The organism is Mesorhizobium sp. M0571 (assembly GCF_040320985.1).
GTDB lineage: Bacteria > Pseudomonadota > Alphaproteobacteria > Rhizobiales > Rhizobiaceae > Mesorhizobium.
Genome location: NZ_JAMYQT010000011.1, coordinates 88593 through 107463, shown reverse-complemented (window position 1 = coordinate 107463; position 18871 = coordinate 88593). Strand labels below are relative to the sequence as shown.

General features: G+C 61.2%; 18 protein-coding genes. 14 read left to right on the top strand and 4 right to left on the bottom strand.

Features of this window, described 5'->3' with window-relative positions; all coding sequences use genetic code 11:
• Positions 1-69 precede the first annotated feature (69 nt).
• The 9 genes from NKI85_RS15380 (at position 70) to NKI85_RS15340 (ending at position 8989) form a co-directional block, all read left to right on the top strand.
• Positions 70-1098 carry an ABC transporter permease gene (locus tag NKI85_RS15380; RefSeq protein ID WP_352524828.1) on the top strand — a complete coding sequence of 343 codons (1029 nt, stop codon included), beginning with the start codon at positions 70-72 and terminating at the stop codon, positions 1096-1098.
• On the top strand, positions 1098-2072 hold the full coding sequence (locus tag NKI85_RS15375; protein WP_352524830.1) for an ABC transporter permease: 975 nt from the start codon (positions 1098-1100) through the stop codon (positions 2070-2072). The genes NKI85_RS15380 and NKI85_RS15375 overlap by 1 nt, the downstream gene beginning before the upstream one ends.
• A complete protein-coding gene (locus NKI85_RS15370; protein ID WP_352524832.1) occupies positions 2062-3084 on the top strand; it encodes an ABC transporter ATP-binding protein in 1023 nt (340 codons plus the stop codon). Before NKI85_RS15375 ends, NKI85_RS15370 begins: the two co-directional genes overlap by 11 nt.
• On the top strand, positions 3081-4073 hold the full coding sequence (locus NKI85_RS15365) for an ABC transporter ATP-binding protein (protein ID WP_352524834.1): 993 nt from the start codon (positions 3081-3083) through the stop codon (positions 4071-4073). The genes NKI85_RS15370 and NKI85_RS15365 overlap by 4 nt, the downstream gene beginning before the upstream one ends.
• Positions 4074-4418: 345 nt before the next feature.
• Entirely contained in the window at positions 4419-5627 is a 1209-nt protein-coding gene (locus NKI85_RS15360) for an ABC transporter substrate-binding protein (protein WP_352524836.1), read from the top strand.
• An 11-nt stretch (positions 5628-5638) separates the two neighbouring features.
• Entirely contained in the window at positions 5639-6412 is a 774-nt protein-coding gene (locus tag NKI85_RS15355; protein ID WP_352524838.1) for an ABC transporter ATP-binding protein, read from the top strand.
• A complete protein-coding gene (locus NKI85_RS15350) occupies positions 6405-7115 on the top strand; it encodes an ABC transporter ATP-binding protein (protein WP_352524840.1) in 711 nt (236 codons plus the stop codon). Before NKI85_RS15355 ends, NKI85_RS15350 begins: the two co-directional genes overlap by 8 nt.
• A 7-nt stretch (positions 7116-7122) precedes the next feature.
• A complete protein-coding gene (locus NKI85_RS15345; protein WP_352524842.1) occupies positions 7123-8010 on the top strand; it encodes a branched-chain amino acid ABC transporter permease in 888 nt (295 codons plus the stop codon).
• 1 nt (position 8011) lies between these two features.
• Positions 8012-8989: a branched-chain amino acid ABC transporter permease gene (locus tag NKI85_RS15340; RefSeq protein WP_352776921.1), complete on the top strand. Its 978-nt coding sequence runs from the start codon at positions 8012-8014 to the stop codon at positions 8987-8989.
• Between the two features lie 25 nt (positions 8990-9014).
• Here NKI85_RS15340 and NKI85_RS15335 read toward each other — a convergent pair whose 3' ends face one another.
• The 4 genes from NKI85_RS15335 to NKI85_RS15320 are packed head-to-tail and all read right to left on the bottom strand — an operon-like array spanning position 9015 to position 13044.
• The gene (locus tag NKI85_RS15335) at positions 9015-10190 is read right to left on the bottom strand and encodes an ABC transporter ATP-binding protein (RefSeq protein WP_352524845.1); all 1176 of its coding nucleotides are present in this window, start codon (positions 10188-10190) and stop codon (positions 9015-9017) included.
• A complete protein-coding gene (locus tag NKI85_RS15330) occupies positions 10183-11325 on the bottom strand; it encodes an extracellular solute-binding protein (RefSeq protein ID WP_352524847.1) in 1143 nt (380 codons plus the stop codon). The genes NKI85_RS15335 and NKI85_RS15330 overlap by 8 nt, the downstream gene beginning before the upstream one ends.
• Positions 11326-11347: 22 nt before the next feature.
• Positions 11348-12169 (bottom strand): ABC transporter permease, encoded by an 822-nt coding sequence (locus NKI85_RS15325; RefSeq protein WP_352524848.1) that lies wholly within the window; start codon positions 12167-12169, stop codon positions 11348-11350.
• A complete protein-coding gene (locus tag NKI85_RS15320) occupies positions 12166-13044 on the bottom strand; it encodes an ABC transporter permease (protein WP_352524850.1) in 879 nt (292 codons plus the stop codon). Before NKI85_RS15320 ends, NKI85_RS15325 begins: the two co-directional genes overlap by 4 nt.
• Positions 13045-13294: 250 nt before the next feature.
• Between NKI85_RS15320 and NKI85_RS15315 the strand changes: the two genes are divergently transcribed.
• From NKI85_RS15315 to NKI85_RS15295, 5 genes are all read left to right on the top strand, one after another.
• A complete protein-coding gene (locus NKI85_RS15315) occupies positions 13295-14221 on the top strand; it encodes an ArsR/SmtB family transcription factor (RefSeq protein WP_352524852.1) in 927 nt (308 codons plus the stop codon).
• Between the two features lie 184 nt (positions 14222-14405).
• On the top strand, positions 14406-15917 hold the full coding sequence (arfA, locus tag NKI85_RS15310; RefSeq protein ID WP_352524854.1) for an arabinosylfuranosidase ArfA: 1512 nt from the start codon (positions 14406-14408) through the stop codon (positions 15915-15917).
• 50 nt (positions 15918-15967) lie between these two features.
• Positions 15968-17059: an ABC transporter ATP-binding protein gene (locus tag NKI85_RS15305; RefSeq protein ID WP_352524855.1), complete on the top strand. Its 1092-nt coding sequence runs from the start codon at positions 15968-15970 to the stop codon at positions 17057-17059.
• A gap of 19 nt (positions 17060-17078) precedes the next feature.
• Positions 17079-17996 carry a carbohydrate ABC transporter permease gene (locus NKI85_RS15300; RefSeq protein WP_352524963.1) on the top strand — a complete coding sequence of 306 codons (918 nt, stop codon included), beginning with the start codon at positions 17079-17081 and terminating at the stop codon, positions 17994-17996.
• Positions 17993-18841, top strand: coding sequence for a carbohydrate ABC transporter permease (locus NKI85_RS15295; RefSeq protein WP_352524856.1), 849 nt, complete (start codon positions 17993-17995; stop codon positions 18839-18841). The genes NKI85_RS15300 and NKI85_RS15295 overlap by 4 nt, the downstream gene beginning before the upstream one ends.
• The last annotated feature ends 30 nt before the right edge of the window (positions 18842-18871 follow it).

Genomic DNA, 18871 nt, shown 5'->3' with positions numbered 1-18871 from the left:
CGTCGCATTTCCTTTTGCGCCGGATCAGCGCATCTTCCAGGCCGAGATTTTTCCTAGGCAATCCTGTTCATGGTCAATGTCATTGCGGACCAGCCCGCCATCCCGGTTCGCCGGGCCACCGATGGCCCGTGGCGCACGGCATGGCGTAAGCTGAAAGGCGATCGTTCGGCAATATCTGCGTTCGCCGTGCTCGTTGTCATCGTGATCGCCTCGCTGGCGGCGCCGCTTTATGCGCGATATGTCTCCGGCACCGATCCATTTGTGACCAATCTCAATGGCGAGATCGTCGTGGATGGGGTGACCCAGCCGGTGCTGCAGCCCTCCACCGAAGGCCTTGGCCTCGGCATGACGCCGATCGGGCCGACCTGGCGCATCGGCCCCTATCTGCTCGGTGCCGACAACCAGGGCCGCGACGTCGCGGCGCGGCTGCTTTACGGCGGACGGGATTCGCTGTTGATCTCGGGTGCTGCAGCCGTGCTGTGTCTCGTCCTCGCGACGTTTCTCGGGGTCGTTTCCGGGTTCTTCGGCGGTATCGTCGACATCGGCCTGTCGCGCATTCTCGACGTGCTCTGGGCCTTTCCGATTTTCCTGCTGGCGATTTCGCTGTCGATCGTGCTGATTGCGCAGAGTATCCAGATCGGTCCATTCGAAATCCGCTCCGGCAGCCTTTGGCTACCGGTCTTCATCATCGGCATCGTCTATGTGCCTTATGTGGCGCGGCCGATCCGCGGCCATGTCCTGACCTTGATGCATGCCGAATTCGTAACCGCTGCGATCGGTTTAGGCGCGTCGCCCTGGCGCATCCTTTTGCGCGACATCATGCCCAATGTGGTGACCCGGATTATCGTTTTCGTGCCGTTGATCCTGGCGCTCAACATGATGACAGAATCCTCGCTGTCGTTCCTGTCGATCGGCGTGCAGCCGCCGGATGCCAGCTGGGGCACGATCATCCAGGACGGCCAGGGCCTGCTCTATTCGCGGCCGGTCGTGGCACTCGCGCCCGGGCTTGCCATTGTCATCACGGTGCTGGCCCTCAACATTCTGGGGGACGGGGTGCGCGACGCGCTTGATCCGAAATCCTCGCCGAGGGGCGTCTAGTGGTTGCCGCGCTCGGCTTCCGGCTCGGCCAGATGGTGCTGGTCATGTTCGGCATCAGTGTCGTCGCTTTCCTGATCTTCTTTGCGACGCCCGGCGCCGATCCGTCGGCGCGCATTGCCGGCCGCAATGCTTCGCAAGAGACGTTGATCCAAGTCCGCCACGATTTCGGTCTCGACCGGCCATTGCCGGTGCAATATGGGCTGATGATGAACCGGCTTTTTGTCAGCCGGGATCTCACCTCCTTCGTCAATCGCGGGCAACGCGTCATTCCCACCGTGATAAGCGCCATCCCCGTGACGCTGTCGCTGGTCAGCGGCGCGGCAGTGCTGTGGGTGCTGGGCGGACTGATTGTCGGGGTGATCGCAGGCGCAACGCGCGGTACATTCGTCGACCGGGCGCTGATGATCCTGAGCTTGGTCGGCGTGTCCATTCCGGTTTTCTGGCTGGGTGAGGTCGCCAACCTGCTGACGCAAAGCCGCTGGCACGACAGCTGGCTGTTTTCCTGGGTTCCTCCGCTCGGCTACATCCCCCTGACCGAGAACCCCTGGGGCTGGTTCAAGGCGCTCGTCATTCCGTGGTTCACGCTGGCAACCCTCTATGTCGGCCTCTACGGCCGGGTGCTGCGGGCAAGCCTGATCGAGATGATGCAGGAGGATTTCATCCGCACCGCTCGGGCCAAGGGGATCGGCGAGCGCCGGGTGTTGCTGCATCATGGCCTCAGAACCTCGCTGGTCGCGTTCGTTACCATGTTCGGCCTCGATTTCGGTGCCCTGGTCGGTGGCGGCGCGCTGTTGACCGAAGTGGTCTTCGGATTGCAGGGCGTCGGAAAACTGACCTATGAGGCACTGCAGACCCTCGATCTGCCGATGATCCTGGCCACGGTGATCTACGCCGCCTTCTTCGTGGTGATGGCAAACTTCGTCGTCGACGTCGTCTTCGTCATCATCGACCCGAGGGCGCGCAATGTCGGCTGATGCTCCTCTTCTGGTGGTCAAGGATCTCACTGTCTCCTTCCGCAGCGACGAGGGCCTGGTGCGGGCAGTGGGAGGTGTCTCGTTTGCCGTCGAGCAGCGCGAAATCGTCGGGGTGGTCGGCGAATCCGGTTCTGGCAAAAGCCAGACCTTGCTCGCCATCATGGGGCTGATCGACAGCCCCAACGCTATCGTCTCCGGTTCCATCCGTTTCATGGGACAGGAGCTGATAGGGCTCAAGCGGCGCGCGCTCGATGCCATTCGCGGCCGCCAGATCGCGATGATCTTCCAGGATCCGATGTCAGCGCTCACCCCGGTGCATACGGTCGGCAACCAGATCGGCGAGCAGGTGCGCGCGCATGAAAAAGTGTCGGCGAAAGCGGCGCGGGCGAGGGCCGTGCAATTGCTGGATGCGGTCGGCATCGCAAATCCGGATCGGGTCGTCGACGGCTACCCGCATCAGCTTTCCGGCGGCATGCGCCAGCGTGCGGTGATTGCCATGGCGCTCTCGTGCAACCCGGTGCTGCTCGTCGCGGATGAACCGACCACAGCCCTCGACGTTACCGTGCAGGCGCAGATCCTCGAACTGATCGGACGGCTGCGCGACCAGTTCGGCTCCGCGGTGATCCTGGTCACGCATGATCTTGGCGTCGTCGCCGAAGTCGCGGACCGGGTGCTGGTGATGTATGGCGGACGGTTTGTCGAGGAGGGCGGCAAGAGCAGCGTGTTCCGGGCGCCGCTGCATCCCTACACATGGGGCTTGTTCGGCTCGATCCCGCCAATGGAGGGACCACGTCCGGCCCGGCTCGCCGCCATCCCAGGAATTCCGCCCTCGCTCTCCAATCTGCCGAAAGGCTGCGCCTTCGGCCCCCGTTGCGCCTTTCGCCACGACGCCTGTCTGGTCCAGCTGCCGATCATGCGAGGGGAGAGCCATCGCGCCGCCTGCTTGTTGCCGGAGGCCACGCGCAGACAGTTCGCCGTCCAGAGGCCTGGCGGCGTGGAGATGCAACGATGAATGCCATGCCACGCGAGCAGCCGCTGCTTCGCGCCGGCGATCTGTCGAAACGTTATAGCGTCGGCCGCTCGATCTTCCCGGCGCAGCGCCGGACGGTGCATGCGGTCGATACGGTGTCGCTCGACATCTGGCCGGGGGAAACCCTCGGCATCGTCGGAGAGTCCGGTTGCGGCAAGTCCACGCTCGGCCGGTGTCTGGTGCGTCTGACCGAAATCAGCTCGGGGTCGCTGGAATTCGAGGGCCGCGACATCACCGATGCTTCCCAGCGTCAGCTCCGTCCGTTGCGGCGGCAGATGCAGATGGTCTTTCAGGATCCCAGCGCTTCGCTCAATCCGCGCCGGCGGGTCGGCGATCTGCTGGCCGATCCATTCCGTATCCATGAACGCCTCTCGGCATCGGAAATGGCGGATCGGGTGGCCGAGCTTCTGCGCCGGGTCGACTTGTCGCCCCAGCACGCATCGCGCTATCCGCACGAATTCTCCGGCGGCCAGCGCCAGCGTATCGGCATCGCCCGCGCGCTGGCGCTCCGGCCACGGCTGATCGTGGCCGACGAGCCGGTCTCGGCACTCGACGTGTCGATCCAGGCGCAGATCGTCAATCTGCTCGCCGATCTCCGCGAGGAGTTCAACCTGACCTATGTGTTCATCGCCCACGACCTTTCCGTGGTGCGTCAGATTTCGACGCGCGTGGCAGTCATGTATCTGGGATCGATCGTGGAGAGCGGGCCGACCGACGAGGTCTTTGCGGCGCCCAGACACCATTACACCGCGGCGCTGCGTTCCGCCGTGCCGATACCCAGCATCGACCGGGCGCGGCGCGGGCGGCTGGTGCTCAAGGGGGACCTGCCCAGCCCGATGAACCCACCTTCTGGATGCCGGTTCCACACCCGTTGCCCGGCCGCCACCCCGACCTGCCGCAGCGAGCGTCCGCTTCTCCAAAGCATTGGCGAAGGCCGCCTGGTTGCATGCCATCATCCCGCCGGCGGTTGAGAACAGAAGTTCCCGTTCAGCTACAACGTCTGATCACGACCGTTCAGTCCGGAATTTCATGACGGCGCGCGTCTGCTTCGGCGCGACCAGGCGCCATCTGGACCCCGCACGATCCGGCCCTATGTTGCGCTTCGACGGTGCGCGGCCTGGCACCGCGAACCTAATACTAAAGTAACTGTTCTCGCGTTGCCGAGCGATGCTACGATTTGAGGGACGGGCATAGGCGGCCGCACAGCGCTGCGTGATTTTGCGCGGAAAGGATGAGTTGCGGGAGGCCACTCTTCGTGCCGCAGCAGGCAGCCGCCGACATGTTGCTGTTGTCGACCATAAGGGAGGAAGTCACCAATGAAGATATCATACCTGGTCTCGGCCGCGCTTCTTGCAGCGACTGCGATGCCTGCCTCAGCCGCCGAGATTTCCGACGGCAAGGTCAAGATCGGCATTCTCAACGACCAGTCGGGCGTCTATGCCGATTTCGGCGGCAAGTGGTCGGTCGAGGCCGCCAAGATGGCGGTCGAGGATTTCGGCGGCAAGGTGCAAGGAGCGCCGATCGAGGTCGTCAGCGCCGACCACCAGAACAAGCCGGACATCGCCTCCAACATTGCGCGGCAGTGGTATGACACCGAACAGGTCGATTCCATCATGGAACTGACCACCTCGTCGGTGGCGCTCGCCGTCCAGGGGATTTCCAAGGAAAAAAAGAAAATCGACATCGTTACCGGCGCCGCGACCACCGAGCTCACCGGCAAACAGTGCTCGCCCTACGGCTTCCACTGGGCCTATGACACGCATTCGCAGGCGGTAGGAACCGGTGGCGCTCTCGTTCAGCAAGGCGGCGACAGCTGGTTCTTCGTCACCGTCGATTATGCATTCGGCTATTCGCTCAAGGAGCAGACCGCCAAGTTCGTCGAGGGTCATGGCGGCAAGGCGGTTGGCGAGGTGCGCTATCCGCTCGGCTCGACCGACTATTCATCCTTCCTGCTGCAGGCGCAATCGTCGGGCGCCAAGGTCATCGGGCTGGCGAATGCCGGCCTCGACACCTCCAACTCCATCAAGCAAGCGGCCGAATTCGGTATCGTGCAGGGTGGTCAGCGCCTTGCAGCGCTTCTATTCACGCTGGCCGAGGTGCATGGGCTCGGCCTCGAGGCGGCGCAAGGCGTGGTGCTGACCGAAGGCTTCTACTGGGATCGCGACGACAAGAGCCGCGAGTTCGCCCAGCGCTTCTTCAAACGCACCAAACGTATGCCGAACATGATCCAGGCCGCAACCTATTCAGCGGTGACGCAGTATCTGAAGGCGATCGACAAGGCCGGCACCGACGCGACTGAAGCCGTCGCCAAGGAATTGCATTCGATGCCGGTGAACGACGTCTTTACGGCGAACGGCAAAGTACAGTCCGACGGCAACATGGTCCACGACATGTATCTTTATCAGGTCAAGTCGCCGAGCGAGAGCACCAAGGAGTGGGACTACTACAAACCCCTTGCCACAATTCCCGGCAGCGAGGCGTTCCTGAGCCCCAAGGAAAGCGGCTGTCCCACGGCCAGCGAGTGATTGGCGGGCCGATGGCGCCGCCCGAACCGAATGGGCCGCGGGTGGTGCTTTCCGCCCGCGGCCTGCGGCGCGACTTCGCCGGCTTCGTTGCGGTCAGGAATGTCGATCTCGACCTCTACCACGGCAATATCCACGCGCTGATCGGGCCAAACGGCGCCGGCAAGACCACCGTCTTCAACCTGCTCACCAAGTTCCTGCCGCCGACGAGCGGCAGGATCGAACTGCTCGGCCACGACATCACCCGCACGTCGCCGGCTAAGGTCGCGCGGATGGGCCTGGTGCGCTCGTTCCAGATCTCGGCGGTGTTTCCGCATCTCAGCGTGCTCGACAATGTGCGCGTCGCGCTGCAGCGGCCGGGCGGGCTCAGCGTTCAGTTCTGGCGCTCGCTGGCCGCGCTCGATCGATTGACGCCGCGCGCCGAGGAGCTTTTGCGGTCGGTCGGCCTCGACGATGCGAAGAACAGGCCCGCCGCCGATCTCTCCTATGGCAGGAAACGCGTGCTCGAGATCGCCACGACGCTGGCGCTCGACCCGAAAGTGCTGCTGCTGGACGAGCCGATGGCCGGCATGGGGCATGAGGATGTGCGCACGGTTTCCGACATCATCCGCTCGGTGGCCAAGGATCGCGCCGTGCTGATGGTCGAGCACAATCTGACGGTGGTGGCCGATCTTTGCGACTGGATAACCGTCATGCAGCGCGGCGAGATCCTTGCCGCCGGCGACTACGCCACGGTCAGTCGCGACGAACGGGTGAGGATCGCCTATATGGGCACCGCCGATGAGTGACGCCGCGCCTCTTCTTGCAGTCCGCGGCCTCAACGCCTGGTATGGCGAGAGCCACGCGCTTCACGGCGTCGATCTGGAGGTCTTTCCAGGTGAAACGGTGACGTTGCTGGGCCGCAACGGCGTCGGCAAGACCACGACATTGCGCGCCATTGTCGGGTTGATCCGCCAGCGGACCGGCCAGATCGCTTTCGACGGCAAGGATCTGATGCGCCTGCCGCTGCACCGGACCGCGCATCAAGGCATTGGCCTGGTGCCCGAGGAACGCGGCATCTTCGCCACACTGACCGTAGACGAGAATTTGGTCCTGCCGCCGATCGTCGCCGAGGGCGGCATGAGCGTGGAGGAAATATTCGATCTCTTCCCCAATCTGAAGGAGCGACGCAACAGCCCCGGCACCAGGCTGTCGGGCGGCGAGCAGCAGATGCTGGCGATCGCGCGCATGCTGAGAACCGGCGTGAAAATGCTGCTTCTCGATGAGCCGACCGAGGGCCTGGCTCCCGTCATCGTGCAGCGCATCGGCGATTTGCTGGCGACAATGAAAAAGCGCGGCATGACGATCCTGCTGGTCGAGCAGAATTTCCGCTTTGCCAGCCGCGTCACCGATCGTTTCTACCTGATGGAGCACGGCAAGGTCGTGGCGGGCTTCCCGGTCGGCGAACTGCCGGACCGCATGACGCTGCTGCATGAAGTGCTGGGTGTATGATGGCGCCATGACGATGATCTTCGGAATACCCGTTCAGGCTTTCCTCGGCCAGTTGCTGGTCGGCCTCATCAACGGCTCGTTCTATGCAATGTTGAGTCTGGGCCTGGCCGTCATATTCGGCCTGCTTCGCGTCATCAATTTCGCTCATGGCGCGCTCTATATGCTCGGCGCCTTCATCGGCTACCTGCTTCTTACCCGGTTCGGCATCGGCTACTGGCCGGCTCTGATCCTGTCGCCGCTGATCGTCGGCGGCTTCGGCATCGTGGTCGAGCGCCTTGCGCTGTCGAGGCTTTACGATATCGACCCGCTCTATGGCCTGCTTTTCACCTTCGGCCTCGCGCTCGTGCTCGAAGGCGTGTTCCGTTACTACTATGGCGTATCAGGAAGTCCTTATTCCGTGCCGCCGCTGCTCTCCGGCGGCACCAATCTCGGCTTCATGTTCCTGCCCAACTATCGCGGCTGGGTGGTCGTCGCCTCGATGATCGTCTGCTTCGGAACCTGGGCGTTGATCGAGAAGACCAGGCTGGGTTCCTATCTGCGGGCGGCAACGGAGAACCCTCGCCTGGTCCAGGCTTTCGGCGTCAACGTGCCGTTGCTGCTGACCCTTACCTACGGCCTCGGTGCCGCTCTAGCGGGGCTTGCGGGGGTTCTCGCCGCGCCGATATATCAGGTGAGCCCGCTGATGGGGTCGGATCTCATCATCGTCGTCTTCGCCGTTGTCGTGGTCGGCGGCATGGGGTCGATCCTGGGTGCGATCGTCACCGGTTACATGCTTGGCCTCGCCGAAGGCCTGACCAAGGTTTTCTATCCCGAAGCCTCCAATTTGGTGGTCTTTGTCATCATGGCGATCGTGCTTCTGGTCCGGCCCGCCGGCCTATTCGGAAGGGATGCCTGAGATGGCCGAACTCACACTTCGCGAGAGGCGCGCCAAAAGTTCGGCATGGCTTGAATGGACGCTGGTGGGGCTCGGCATCCTAGCGCTGCTGGTGGCGCCTTTCTTCGTCTATCCGATCTTCCTGATGAAGATGCTGTGCTTTGCGCTGTTTGCCTGCGCGTTCAATCTTCTGCTCGGCTACACTGGGCTGTTGTCCTTCGGCCATGCGACATTCTTCGGCGGGGCGGCCTACTTCACCGCATACGCGGTCAAGGTCTGGGGCTGGCCGCCGGAAGCGGGCATCCTGCTCGGCGTCCTTGGCGCGGCCCTGCTCGGCCTGGTCATGGGCTTCTTTGCCATCCGGCGGCAAGGCATCTATTTCGCCATGATCACGCTAGCGCTGTCGCAGATGTTCTTCTTTTTCTGCGTACAGGCGTCCTTCACCGGAGGTGAGGACGGCATCCAGGGCGTGCCGCGCGGTAGGCTGCTTGGCATGCTCGACCTGAATGTCTCGATGAACATCTATTATTTCGTGCTGGCAGTCTTCCTGATCGGCGTGTTCGCCGTCTGGCGCATCGTCAACTCGCCTTTCGGCATGATCTTGCGTTCCATCCGGGAAAACGAGAACCGCGCCATTTCGCTTGGCTATTCGGTCGCCAATTACAAGCTGGCGGCTTTCGTCATGTCGGCAACATTGGCCGGGCTCGCCGGCGCGCTGAAGGCGATCGTTTTCCAGTTTGCCACACTCACCGACGTCACCTGGCAAATGTCGGGCGAGGTGATCCTGATGACGCTCCTCGGTGGCATTGGCACCATGGTTGGGCCGATCATCGGCGCCAGTCTGGTCGTCGGCCTGGAAAACACGCTCGCCACCTCCAACTTTCCGGTGACCATCGCCACCGGTCTGACCTTCATGGTCTGCGTGCTGGTTTTCCGGCGCGGCATTGTCGGTGAGGTTTATGCGCGGTTTCTCGAGCCAAAGGCTGACGCGAAAGACTGAGGTCGAACGACTTAGCGCCTCCTCGCTATGCAATGCGAACGCCTTGCGCATCGAGAAGCACGCACGCCAGCGGTTCGAAGCAGACATCGACCGCTTCGCCTTCGCGCAGCGGCCGGCCGTCAATCAGCGTGTTGGCACGCACCTGCGTGCCGGCGCCGATGTCGATCTCGTAGACCGCATTGCCGCCGAGATAGGAGGTCGAGACTATCCGTCCCGCGAGCCTGTTGACCGCGCCAACGGTACCGACGGTAAGCTTCTGCGGGCGAACGACGACGGTGATCGCGCTGCCGGTCGCGAGCGCCTTGGGCGCGGCCGCTTTTACGACATGGCCGCTGGTGAGCGCAATCGTCGCCATCTTGCCGTCCATCGCCGTCACGCTGCCAGGCAGCATGTTGGCCTTGCCAAGGAAATTCGCGACGAATGCGGTGGCCGGCTGGTCGTAGACCTGCTCGGGGGAGCCGATCTGCTCGATCAGTCCGGCATTCATCACGACGATGCGGTCGGACATCGACAAGGCTTCTTCCTGGTCGTGCGTCACAAAGATGGCGGTGATTCCCGTCTCCTTCTGAATTTTCTTGATCTCGACGCGCATGTCCTCGCGCATATTGGCGTCGAGCGCCGACAAGGGCTCGTCCATGAGCAGCACTTCCGGCTCGAAAACGATGGCGCGGGCCAGTGCGATGCGTTGCTGCTGGCCACCCGAGAGCTGTGAGGGCAGTTTTGTCTCACTGCCGGGAAGCCGCACCATATCCAGCGCCTTCTTGACCCGGCGCACGATCTCGGCTTTCGGCACGTTCCTGTATTTCAGCCCGAATGCGACGTTGTCGAAGACGTTCTTGTGCGGAAAGAGCGCGTAGTTCTGAAACACCAGACCGATGTTGCGCTTGTAGATCGGGATGTCGTCGACCCGCTTTCCGCCGATCGAGATCTGGCCACTGGAGATGTCGACCAGGCCCGCGATCGATCGCAGGATCGTCGTCTTGCCGCAGCCGGACGGCCCAAGCAAGGTGACGAAACTGCCCTTGCGGATCGCCAGCGAAAAATCGCGAACCGCTGCGAACTTGCCGTAGAAAATATCGATGTCGCGAAACTCGACCGCAGGCTTTCCTATCGGCTGGCTCTCGCCCTGGGCGAGCGGGTCGCGATCAGCCCCGGCCGAAGCCGGCCGGGGCTGCTGGTCGTGGCTGTTGTCGTCATGCACCTTTCGACACCCTGTCCCATTGCTTGGTCCAGGCGTCTTCGTTCTTCGCCCAGTAGAGCGGATCGGCGAAGGTCAGCGACTTCATCGATCCGGTCGGGTCGAAGGCCGGAAGCGCTGCGATCTTATCGGTCAGCTTCACCTTGGTCGGGTCAAGCGATGGCGGATAGTTCTGGCCCTCGGCGACGGCGATCGACGTGGCCGGATCCAGCATGAAGTTGATCAGCTCCTCGCATTCGGCCATCGGCGATCCCTTAAGCACCAGCATGTCCTCCATCCATGCGTATGAGCCGGCAGGATCGAGATAGCCGATTGGCTGGCCCTGCTGCTGCAGGGCGGCGACGCGTCCGGACCAGGCGTCGGTGACGACGATCTCGTTCCTCGACAGGAGGTCCATCAATTCCGCGCCGGAACTCCAGAACTTCTTGGCCAGGTCGCGGGTCTCGCGAACCTTGGCCCAGACCGCATCCATGTCCTGGATGTTGTTGGGGTCCTGTTTCGTCTGCAGCGCCGCATACCAGACGCGTGTCGTCATATCGGCGTAGCCGCCGATCTTGCCGGCATATTTCTTGTCGGCGAGCAGGTTGGCGCCTTTTTCCTTGGCTTCCTCCGGCGAGATGACCTTGTTGTTGTAGGCGATGCCGGTGGTGCCGTAATCATATGGCACTGCCGACAGCTTCGGCGTGATCTTGCGGAACGGGTCGATCATGGCAGTCAGCACATTGGCCATGTTGGGGATGTTCGCCTCGTTGATCTCCGAATTGAAACCGCCATTGACGTATTTGATGTAGTAGTTGACGCCCGAAGAATGGACGATCTGGAAGTCGCCCGGCTTCGACGTCTTGATCTTGGTGATGATCTCGTTCTCATCGCCAAAGGTACCCTGGACGACCTTGACGCCGGACTTGGCGGTGTAGGGCTGGAAGGCGTACTTGTCGATCGCCTCCTGCACCACGCCGCCCCATCCGTCGAAGCGCACTTCCGAGACAGCGGCCAGGGCGCGTCCCATCCAAGGCATGGAAAGCCCGGTGGCCGCGGCGGCGGCCGCCGTCAGCGTCAGGAATGATCGCCGGCTGATGTCGCCATTGGCATAGCGTTCGTTGAGCCGTTCCAGTCGTTTGGTGGTTGTCAGTTTCATTTCCGTTCTCCCATTTTCATTTTCACTTGCTTGCCTTGAACCAGCTGAGGCTTTGCAGGATGAGCCCGCCAGCCAAGGGGATGCCGACCGTCAAAAGGATCATGACAGTGCCCAGCGCGTTCACCTCGGGGCTGATCGAGATCTTCAGCATAGAAAGAATTTGCGTCGGCATGGTCTCGACGCCCGCCGGCCGCCAGAACAGGCTGGCCGAGGTGTTGTCGAACGAGATGGTGAAAGCGAGCAGCACACTGGCAAGCACTGCGGGAACGAGCAGCGGCAGCGTGATCTCCCGGAATGTCGATACGCGCGGCGCCCCGAGCGATAGCGCTGCCTCCTCATAGGAGCGTTTGATGCCGACCATGCGCGCCTGGACGATCAGCACCACGTAGGGGAGCGTGAGCAGAATGTGGCCGAGCACCAGAAGCGTCATGCTGCGCGGCTGATCGATGGCTTTGATCATGACCAGCAAGCCGACGCCGAGTATCGTCTCGGGGACCAGCGCGGGAAGGATGACAAGCGTGTTGATCGCCTGCTTGCCACGGAACTCGAAGCGCACCAGCGCCAATGCCGCCATGATGCCGAGCAGCGTCGTTACCGCTGCCGTCACCAGGGCAATCCACATCGATGTCCGGAAGGCGTCGAGGACCGGCTCGTTGGTGAGCAGCTTTTCATACCAGCGCAGGCTGAAGCCGGTGAGGGGAAAGCCGCCGAACATCGAGGCATTGAAGGAGAGCACGACCGTCGCAAGGATCGGCGCGAACATGAAGACATAGACGCACACCGTGATCACGCCGGTCAGCCGCCAGGCCCATCTGCCTTCCCGATCGGGGTGTTCCGCTCTCATGCACTGAGACCCTTCATGATCTGCGACAGGCCCATATAGCGGCTGTAGCCGGCCGCGGCCGCGCCGAGCAGGACGAACAGGACGATGGAAAGCGTAGCGCCCATCGGCCAGTTGAGCTGCCCCATGATGGTATCGTAGATCAGGTTGCCGAACAGCGCGTCGCGGCTTCCTCCGAGCAGCTGCGGCGTCACATAGGAGCCGGCCGCCAGCACGAAGCAGAGCAACAGCCCGGCGCCCAGCCCCGGCATCGACAGCGGCAGGGTCACTTCGCGAAATGCCTGTGCGCTGGTGCAGCCCATCGAGCGGGCGGCGGCGATCAGGGTGCGGTCGATGCTTTCCAGGCTGACATAGACGTTCAGGATCATGTAGGGCAGCAGAAAATGCAGCAGCCCCATGATGACGGCGCCCTCGGTGTAGAGCATCGGCAACGGCTCGTTGATGACCCCCAGCCTGATGAGCACGACGTTGATCAGGCCTTGTTCGCCGAGAATATGGATCCACGAGAATGTTCGGATGGTGAAGCTGATCCAGAACGGCACGATGAGCAGCAGCAACAGCAGCCATTTGTGCTTGAAGGTCGTGGCCCAGATGAAATAGGCGGGGAAATAGCCAAGGATCGCGCAGATCACTGCGGTGATGGCGCCGACGCGAACGGTCTTCCAAAGAAAACCGTGATAGTAGCTGTCGGTGAGGAATTCCTTCCAGTTGTCGAAGGTCAGCACCGCCGACTCCACTCCCGCGGTGACGAACGTGAAAAATGTATAGACCGTCATCATCGCGATCGGCAGCAGCAGAAGCAGGGTAAGCAGCAAAAGCACAGGCGCGACAAGGACCCAGGCCAGCCGCTGATCGTATAATTTCCACCCTTTGGTCACGACCCGTCCAACCAGTTTATGTGTGCGAGCCGCCATCACCGGGCTCGGCTGCGGACTAGATTGGGCGATCAGCGTTCAGGTGTCCACTCTGCATATGGCTCCTGCACGAATTCTGTGCAGGGCCACCGCGCGACCATCGCTCTGCTGGATTCAACAAAATGCTCGGGGTTCTGCCTGCACGTTGATTAAATCAGATATCCCGATATACAGGATAATTTCGGATATAAATTTGCGTGGGCCGGGCAATTTCATGAGTCGCAATTTTCTGGTGATCGAACCTGAGGAAGGCATTGCCGTGCTCAAGGGGCTTGCCTCCTCGACGCGTATCTCGATGCTGAAACTGCTGCATGAGAAAGGGCCGATGAATGTTAACGAAATCGCCGCCGTGCTGTCGCTGCCGCAGTCGACCGTCTCGACCAATATCCAGGTGCTAGAGGATGCGGGGCTGATCCGCACCGAGAACCAGAAAGCGAAGAAAGGCAGTCAGAAAATCTGTTATCCGACGGCCGAAGAAGTGCTCGTCGTGTTCAAGAGCGAATATCGTGCGGTCAAGAACGACGCGATCGAAGTGTCGATGCCGATCGGGCTTTACACCGGCTTCGAGGTTACCGCGCCCTGCGGCCTTTGTTCGCCGGACGGCATCATCGGCCTGCTCGATGTACCGAACACCTTCCTCGATCCGGACCGCATGAAGGCCGGGCTGCTGTGGTTCACGCGCGGCTTTGTCGAATACCAGTTCCCTAACAATGCCAAGCTCGCCAATACCGAGATCACCGAACTCGAAGTGGCGATTGAGCTGTCCTCGGAAGTGCCGGGCACCAGCGCCGATTGGCCCTCTGACATCACCCTGACGATCAATGGAGTCGATGTCGGCACCTGGACGTCACCGGGAGATTTCGGCGACAAGCGCGGCGTCTTCACGCCTTCCTGGTGGAAGCTCAAGGGCTCGCAATACGGCAAGCTGAAGAACTGGCGAATTGCCACTGACGGCGCCTATGTCGACGGCGTCAGGATTTCCGAAACCGGCCTCGTTGCACTCGATCTGAAGAGCCATCATTCAATCCGTATTCGTATCGGCGTTAAGGACGACGCCAAACGCCCCGGCGGGATCAACATTTTCGGCAAGGGCTTTGGAAATTACGATCAGGATATCCTGCTCAGGATCAAAACCGGTTGATATCATCAAACCGGGTTTGAAAAATAGTGCAGCAATTTCAAATGACTGACTTTTTACTGAGCCAAAGCCTTCGTCTAATTGTCCTACTTTTGGCAATTTTGGCTTGACGAACAGCTGCCAATTCACCTTTGATATCGGGCAAGATGATTTAAATCATCATTTGTGATATCGATGGGAGGAATGCATGAAGGCAGCCGTTACGGCACATCCGCACTATGTTGTCTCGGAAATCGATCCGAGGCTCTACGGATCCTTCATCGAGCATCTCGGGCGGGCAGTTTATACCGGCATCTACGAGCCAGGCCATCCGACGGCGGATGCCAATGGCATGCGTCAGGACGTCATCGATCTCGTCAGGGAACTAAATGTTCCGATCGTCCGCTATCCCGGCGGCAATTTCGTCTCCGCCTACAATTGGGAAGACGGCATCGGCCCCAAGGAGGAGCGCCCGGTGCGGCTCGACCTCGCCTGGCACACGTCGGAAAGCAACGAAGTCGGGCTGCATGAATTTGCCGATTGGTGCACCTCCGCCAACACCGAGATGATGCTTGCCGTCAATCTCGGCTCGCGCGGCCTCGACGAAGCACGCAACCTTCTGGAGTACGCCAACCATCCCGGCGGCAGTAAATGGAGCGACAAGCGCATCGCCAACGGCCGCAAGGAGCCCTTCGACGTCAAGCTCTGGTGCCTCGGCAACGAAATGGACGGTCCTTGGCAGATCGGCCACAAGACCGCGGACGAGTATGGCCGGCTGGCGCATGAGACGGCCAAGGCCATGCGCGCCTTCTCCAAGTCGCTCGAGCTCGTGATCTGCGGCTCTTCGAATGCCAAGATGCCGACCTACCCTGAATGGGAAGCGACCGTTCTCGACCATACCTACAACGAAGTCGACCACATCTCGCTGCACATGTATTTTGACAACGAAGCCAACGACGCTCCGAACTATCTCGCCATGAGCGAAAAGCTCGACGACTACATTGTCTCGGTCGCCGGCGTCATCGACTATATCAAGGCCAAGAAGCGCTCCAACAAGCAGGTCTACATCTCATTCGACGAATGGAACGTCTGGTACCATTCCAAGGAGCAGGACAAGAAAATACTCGGCGGCAGCGACGGTTGGCCCTTTGCTCCGCCGTTGCTCGAAGACATCTACAATTTCGAGGATGTGCTGCAGGTCGGCCTGATCCTCAACACCTTCATCCGCCGTTCCGATGTCGTCAAGATCGCCTGCCTGGCGCAACTGGTCAACGTCATTGCGCCGATCATGACCGTTCCGAATGGCCCGGCATGGCGCCAGACGATTTTTTACCCCTATCTGTTTGCTTCTACCTACGGCCGCGGCAATGCGCTGGATCTCAAGGTGGAAAGCCCGACCTACAAATCCACCGTTGCGGGCGACGTCGCCTATGTCGATGTCGCCGGTGTGCACGACAGGCAAACCGGCCACGTCACCTTCTTTGCCGTCAACCGCCATTCGAGCGAGGCAATCGAAACAGTGGTCGACTTCACCGGCTTCGGCGCAGCGGAGATCGTCGATCACCAAGTGATGGCACACGCCGATCTGAAAGCCGTCAATTCGGCCGAAAACCCAAGCAAAGTCGGCCCCAGGAAGGGTGAGGGCGCCTCGGTCATCGGCGGCAAGCTGAGCCTGTCGCTGCCGGCCTATTCCTACCAAGTCATACGCCTGAGGCTCTGACTTCGGGGCGGATCATCGAGAAAGCGCAAACGCTGAGGAGGAGCGTCAACGTGACGGCCGATATCGAGATCAGGAATGTGAGCAAGCAGTTCGGTGCCATGACGGTGCTGGATCATCTGTCGCTCTCCATAAGGGCACGCGAATTCATCGTGTTTCTGGGGCCGTCCGGTTGCGGAAAATCGACGCTTCTTCGAATGATTGCCGGTCTCGAAGCTGTCGATAGCGGCGAGATTGCCATCAACAATGAGCGCATCGATCATCTGCCGCCGGGCAAGCGCGGCATTGCCATGGTGTTCCAGTCCTATGCGCTTTATCCGCACATGACGGTGCGCGACAACATGGCCTTCGGACTTGCGAATATCGGCGTACCAGGCAAGGTCATCGAGGCGCGCATCAACGAAGCCGCCCGCATCCTCGAAATGCCGCATTTGCTCGATCGCAAGCCGGGCCAGCTCTCCGGCGGTCAGCGCCAGCGCGTCGCCATCGGCCGTGCGATCGTCAAGGAGCCGAAGGCCTTCCTGTTCGACGAGCCGCTCTCCAATCTCGATGCGGCGTTGCGCACCCGCACCCGCATCGAACTTGCCCAGCTTCACCAGCGCCTGCAGTCGACAATGATCTTCGTCACCCACGATCAGGTCGAGGCAATGACGCTCGCCGACCGCATCGTCGTCATGAACAATCGCAAGATCGATCAGATCGGCACTCCGATGGAGATCTACGAGCGCCCGGCGACCAAATTCGTCGCCGGTTTCGTCGGTGCGCCGGCAATGAACTTTGTCGACGCGACGCTCGACAAATCCGGAGAGAACGTCACGGCCAGGTTTGCGGACGGCATATCGGTGCAGACCGAGATCGCCTCCAGCCAATTGACCGATGGCAAGTACACCTTCGGCATCCGTTCGGAAGACGTCCGCATCGTTGCCGCCGGACAGGGCAATGCCGACGGCGTGGTCGATGTGCTCGAGCGGCTCGGCGAACGCACCCTGATCTACGCGCGGCTGGGCGATGGCCAGCAGATCGTCGGCTCGGATGCCGGTAACAGCCGCGTCGCCGTCGGCGACCGGATCGGGCTCGCCTTCGACGGCCAGAAATCGCATCTGTTCAACGAGACCGGCCGCGCCTGGCACGCGAGGGAGGCCTGACATGGTTGACCGGCTGGCGATGACCCCGACCGCGACGCTCGCCGCCGGCGTCAGAGCCCCGACCGCCGACATCTATGCGCCGCAATGGCGAAACTTCATTTTCGTTGCGCCATTCTTGTTTTTCTTCACGACGCTGCTGCTCTTCCCGCTGCTCTGGGGGATGTGGCTGAGTTTCCACAAGGCCGACACGTTCTCGTCCGGAAATTTTGTCGGTTTCGGCAATTACGTCAGGCTGTATCACGATAAGGTCTTCCTTCAATCGATCTGGAACACCTTCTACTTCGTGCTGCTGACGGTGCCGACGCTGGCGCTGATCGGCCTTTTTCTGGCGCTTTGCCTCAATCGCCGCACGCGCACTGCCGCGGTGCTGCGGACCCTGTTCTTTTCCTCCTCGGTGCTGTCGGTCACCATCGTCACGCTGATCTGGCGCATCGTTTTCATTCCGAATGTCGGCCTGTTATCGACGATCTACGGATGGTTCGGCGCAACTGCCCCGGCTTTCATTTCCGATCCCAACCTTGCGATGGTCGGCATCGCCATTGCCACCATCTGGTGGTGCATCGGCCTGCCGATGATGCTCTTTCTCTCGGCGCTCCAGCAGATTCCGCAGGATATTTACGAAGCGGCAGCCCTGGACAATGCCAATCGCTGGCAGACGTTACGCTCGATCACGCTGCCGTCGATCAAACGGACCTTCATCCTGGTGATCATTATCCAGATCGTGCTGCAATTCCAGCTGTTCGGCCAGGCCTGGCTGATGACGCGCGGCGGCCCGAACAACCTGACCAAACCGCTCGTGCTCTACATCTACGACACCGCATTCCGTCGCTGGGATCTCGGCTTGGGTGCCGCGGCATCGGAAATCCTGTTCATCCTCATCCTGATCGCGGCCATGGCCCAGTACCTGGTCACACGCAGCAGGGGAGACCAGGCATGAGCGCCCCAGCAGTTTCCATCAAGGGACGGGCATTTGGCGACCATTTGTTGCTGGCCCTCGTCATCCTGCTTTCGATCGTCATGATCGCGCCGGTTCTGTGGGTCATCGGCCTGTCGCTCAAGGACAATGCAGAGCTGATGGCCGATCCGAATTCGGTGTTCCACGCGCCCTATACACTGAAGAACTACATCAACACCGTCGGCACTTCGTCGGTGTTCATCTGGGTGCGCAACAGCATCATCGTCTCGGGCGGATTGACGCTCGGCACGTTGATCCTGTCGTCGCTCGCCGGCTACGGCTTTGCACGGCTGAATTTCCCCGGCCGGGACGTGCTGTTCGTGATCGTGCTGTTCGGCCTGGCGGTCCCGGAACAGGCAGTGCTTGTCGCCCGCCACCAGATATTCAGCATGCTGAAGTTCCACAACACCTATCAAGGGCTCATTCTGCCAGGCCTTTCGGCTCCGTTCGGCGTCTTCCTGATGACCCAATATTTCAAGGCCATCCCGAAGGAGCTGGACGAAGCCGCCATGCTGGACAATGCCGGCCGCTTCAGGATTTTCTGGAAGGTGCTTCTGCCGCTCACGCTGCCCGCACAGGCGACGCTCGGCATCTTCACCTTTCTCGGCGCGTGGAACGATTACTTCTGGCCGCTGATTTCGGCAACGAAGAAGGACATGTTCACGCTGACGGTCGGCATGGCCTCGACACAGACCAATTTCGCCCAGTCCGAAGGCATCGGCTTCCTGATGGCGCAGGCGGTGTTCGCCGGTGCACCAATCCTGATCGTCTACCTGTTTTTCCAGAAATACATCGTCACGGCGGTCTCCGGCGCTGCGGTGAGATAACGAAAATTACCGGCCGGGGAATGCGCAGCG

What these genes read in the sequence shown, in the direction of transcription:
- NKI85_RS15380 (WP_352524828.1), top strand. Translation starts at nt 70, where the DNA reads ATGGTCAATGTCATTGCGGACCAGCCCGCCATCCCGGTTCGCCGGGCC.
- NKI85_RS15370 (WP_352524832.1), top strand. Translation starts at nt 2,062, where the DNA reads ATGTCGGCTGATGCTCCTCTTCTGGTGGTCAAGGATCTCACTGTCTCC.
- NKI85_RS15365 (WP_352524834.1), top strand. Translation starts at nt 3,081, where the DNA reads ATGAATGCCATGCCACGCGAGCAGCCGCTGCTTCGCGCCGGCGATCTG.
- NKI85_RS15360 (WP_352524836.1), top strand. Translation starts at nt 4,419, where the DNA reads ATGAAGATATCATACCTGGTCTCGGCCGCGCTTCTTGCAGCGACTGCG.
- NKI85_RS15355 (WP_352524838.1), top strand. Translation starts at nt 5,639, where the DNA reads ATGGCGCCGCCCGAACCGAATGGGCCGCGGGTGGTGCTTTCCGCCCGC.
- NKI85_RS15350 (WP_352524840.1), top strand. Translation starts at nt 6,405, where the DNA reads ATGAGTGACGCCGCGCCTCTTCTTGCAGTCCGCGGCCTCAACGCCTGG.
- NKI85_RS15345 (WP_352524842.1), top strand. Translation starts at nt 7,123, where the DNA reads ATGACGATGATCTTCGGAATACCCGTTCAGGCTTTCCTCGGCCAGTTG.
- NKI85_RS15340 (WP_352776921.1), top strand. Translation starts at nt 8,012, where the DNA reads ATGGCCGAACTCACACTTCGCGAGAGGCGCGCCAAAAGTTCGGCATGG.
- NKI85_RS15330 (WP_352524847.1), bottom strand. Translation starts at nt 11,325, where the DNA reads ATGAAACTGACAACCACCAAACGACTGGAACGGCTCAACGAACGCTAT.
- NKI85_RS15325 (WP_352524848.1), bottom strand. Translation starts at nt 12,169, where the DNA reads ATGAGAGCGGAACACCCCGATCGGGAAGGCAGATGGGCCTGGCGGCTG.
- NKI85_RS15315 (WP_352524852.1), top strand. Translation starts at nt 13,295, where the DNA reads ATGAGTCGCAATTTTCTGGTGATCGAACCTGAGGAAGGCATTGCCGTG.
- arfA (WP_352524854.1), top strand. Translation starts at nt 14,406, where the DNA reads ATGAAGGCAGCCGTTACGGCACATCCGCACTATGTTGTCTCGGAAATC.
- NKI85_RS15300 (WP_352524963.1), top strand. Translation starts at nt 17,079, where the DNA reads ATGACCCCGACCGCGACGCTCGCCGCCGGCGTCAGAGCCCCGACCGCC.
- NKI85_RS15295 (WP_352524856.1), top strand. Translation starts at nt 17,993, where the DNA reads ATGAGCGCCCCAGCAGTTTCCATCAAGGGACGGGCATTTGGCGACCAT.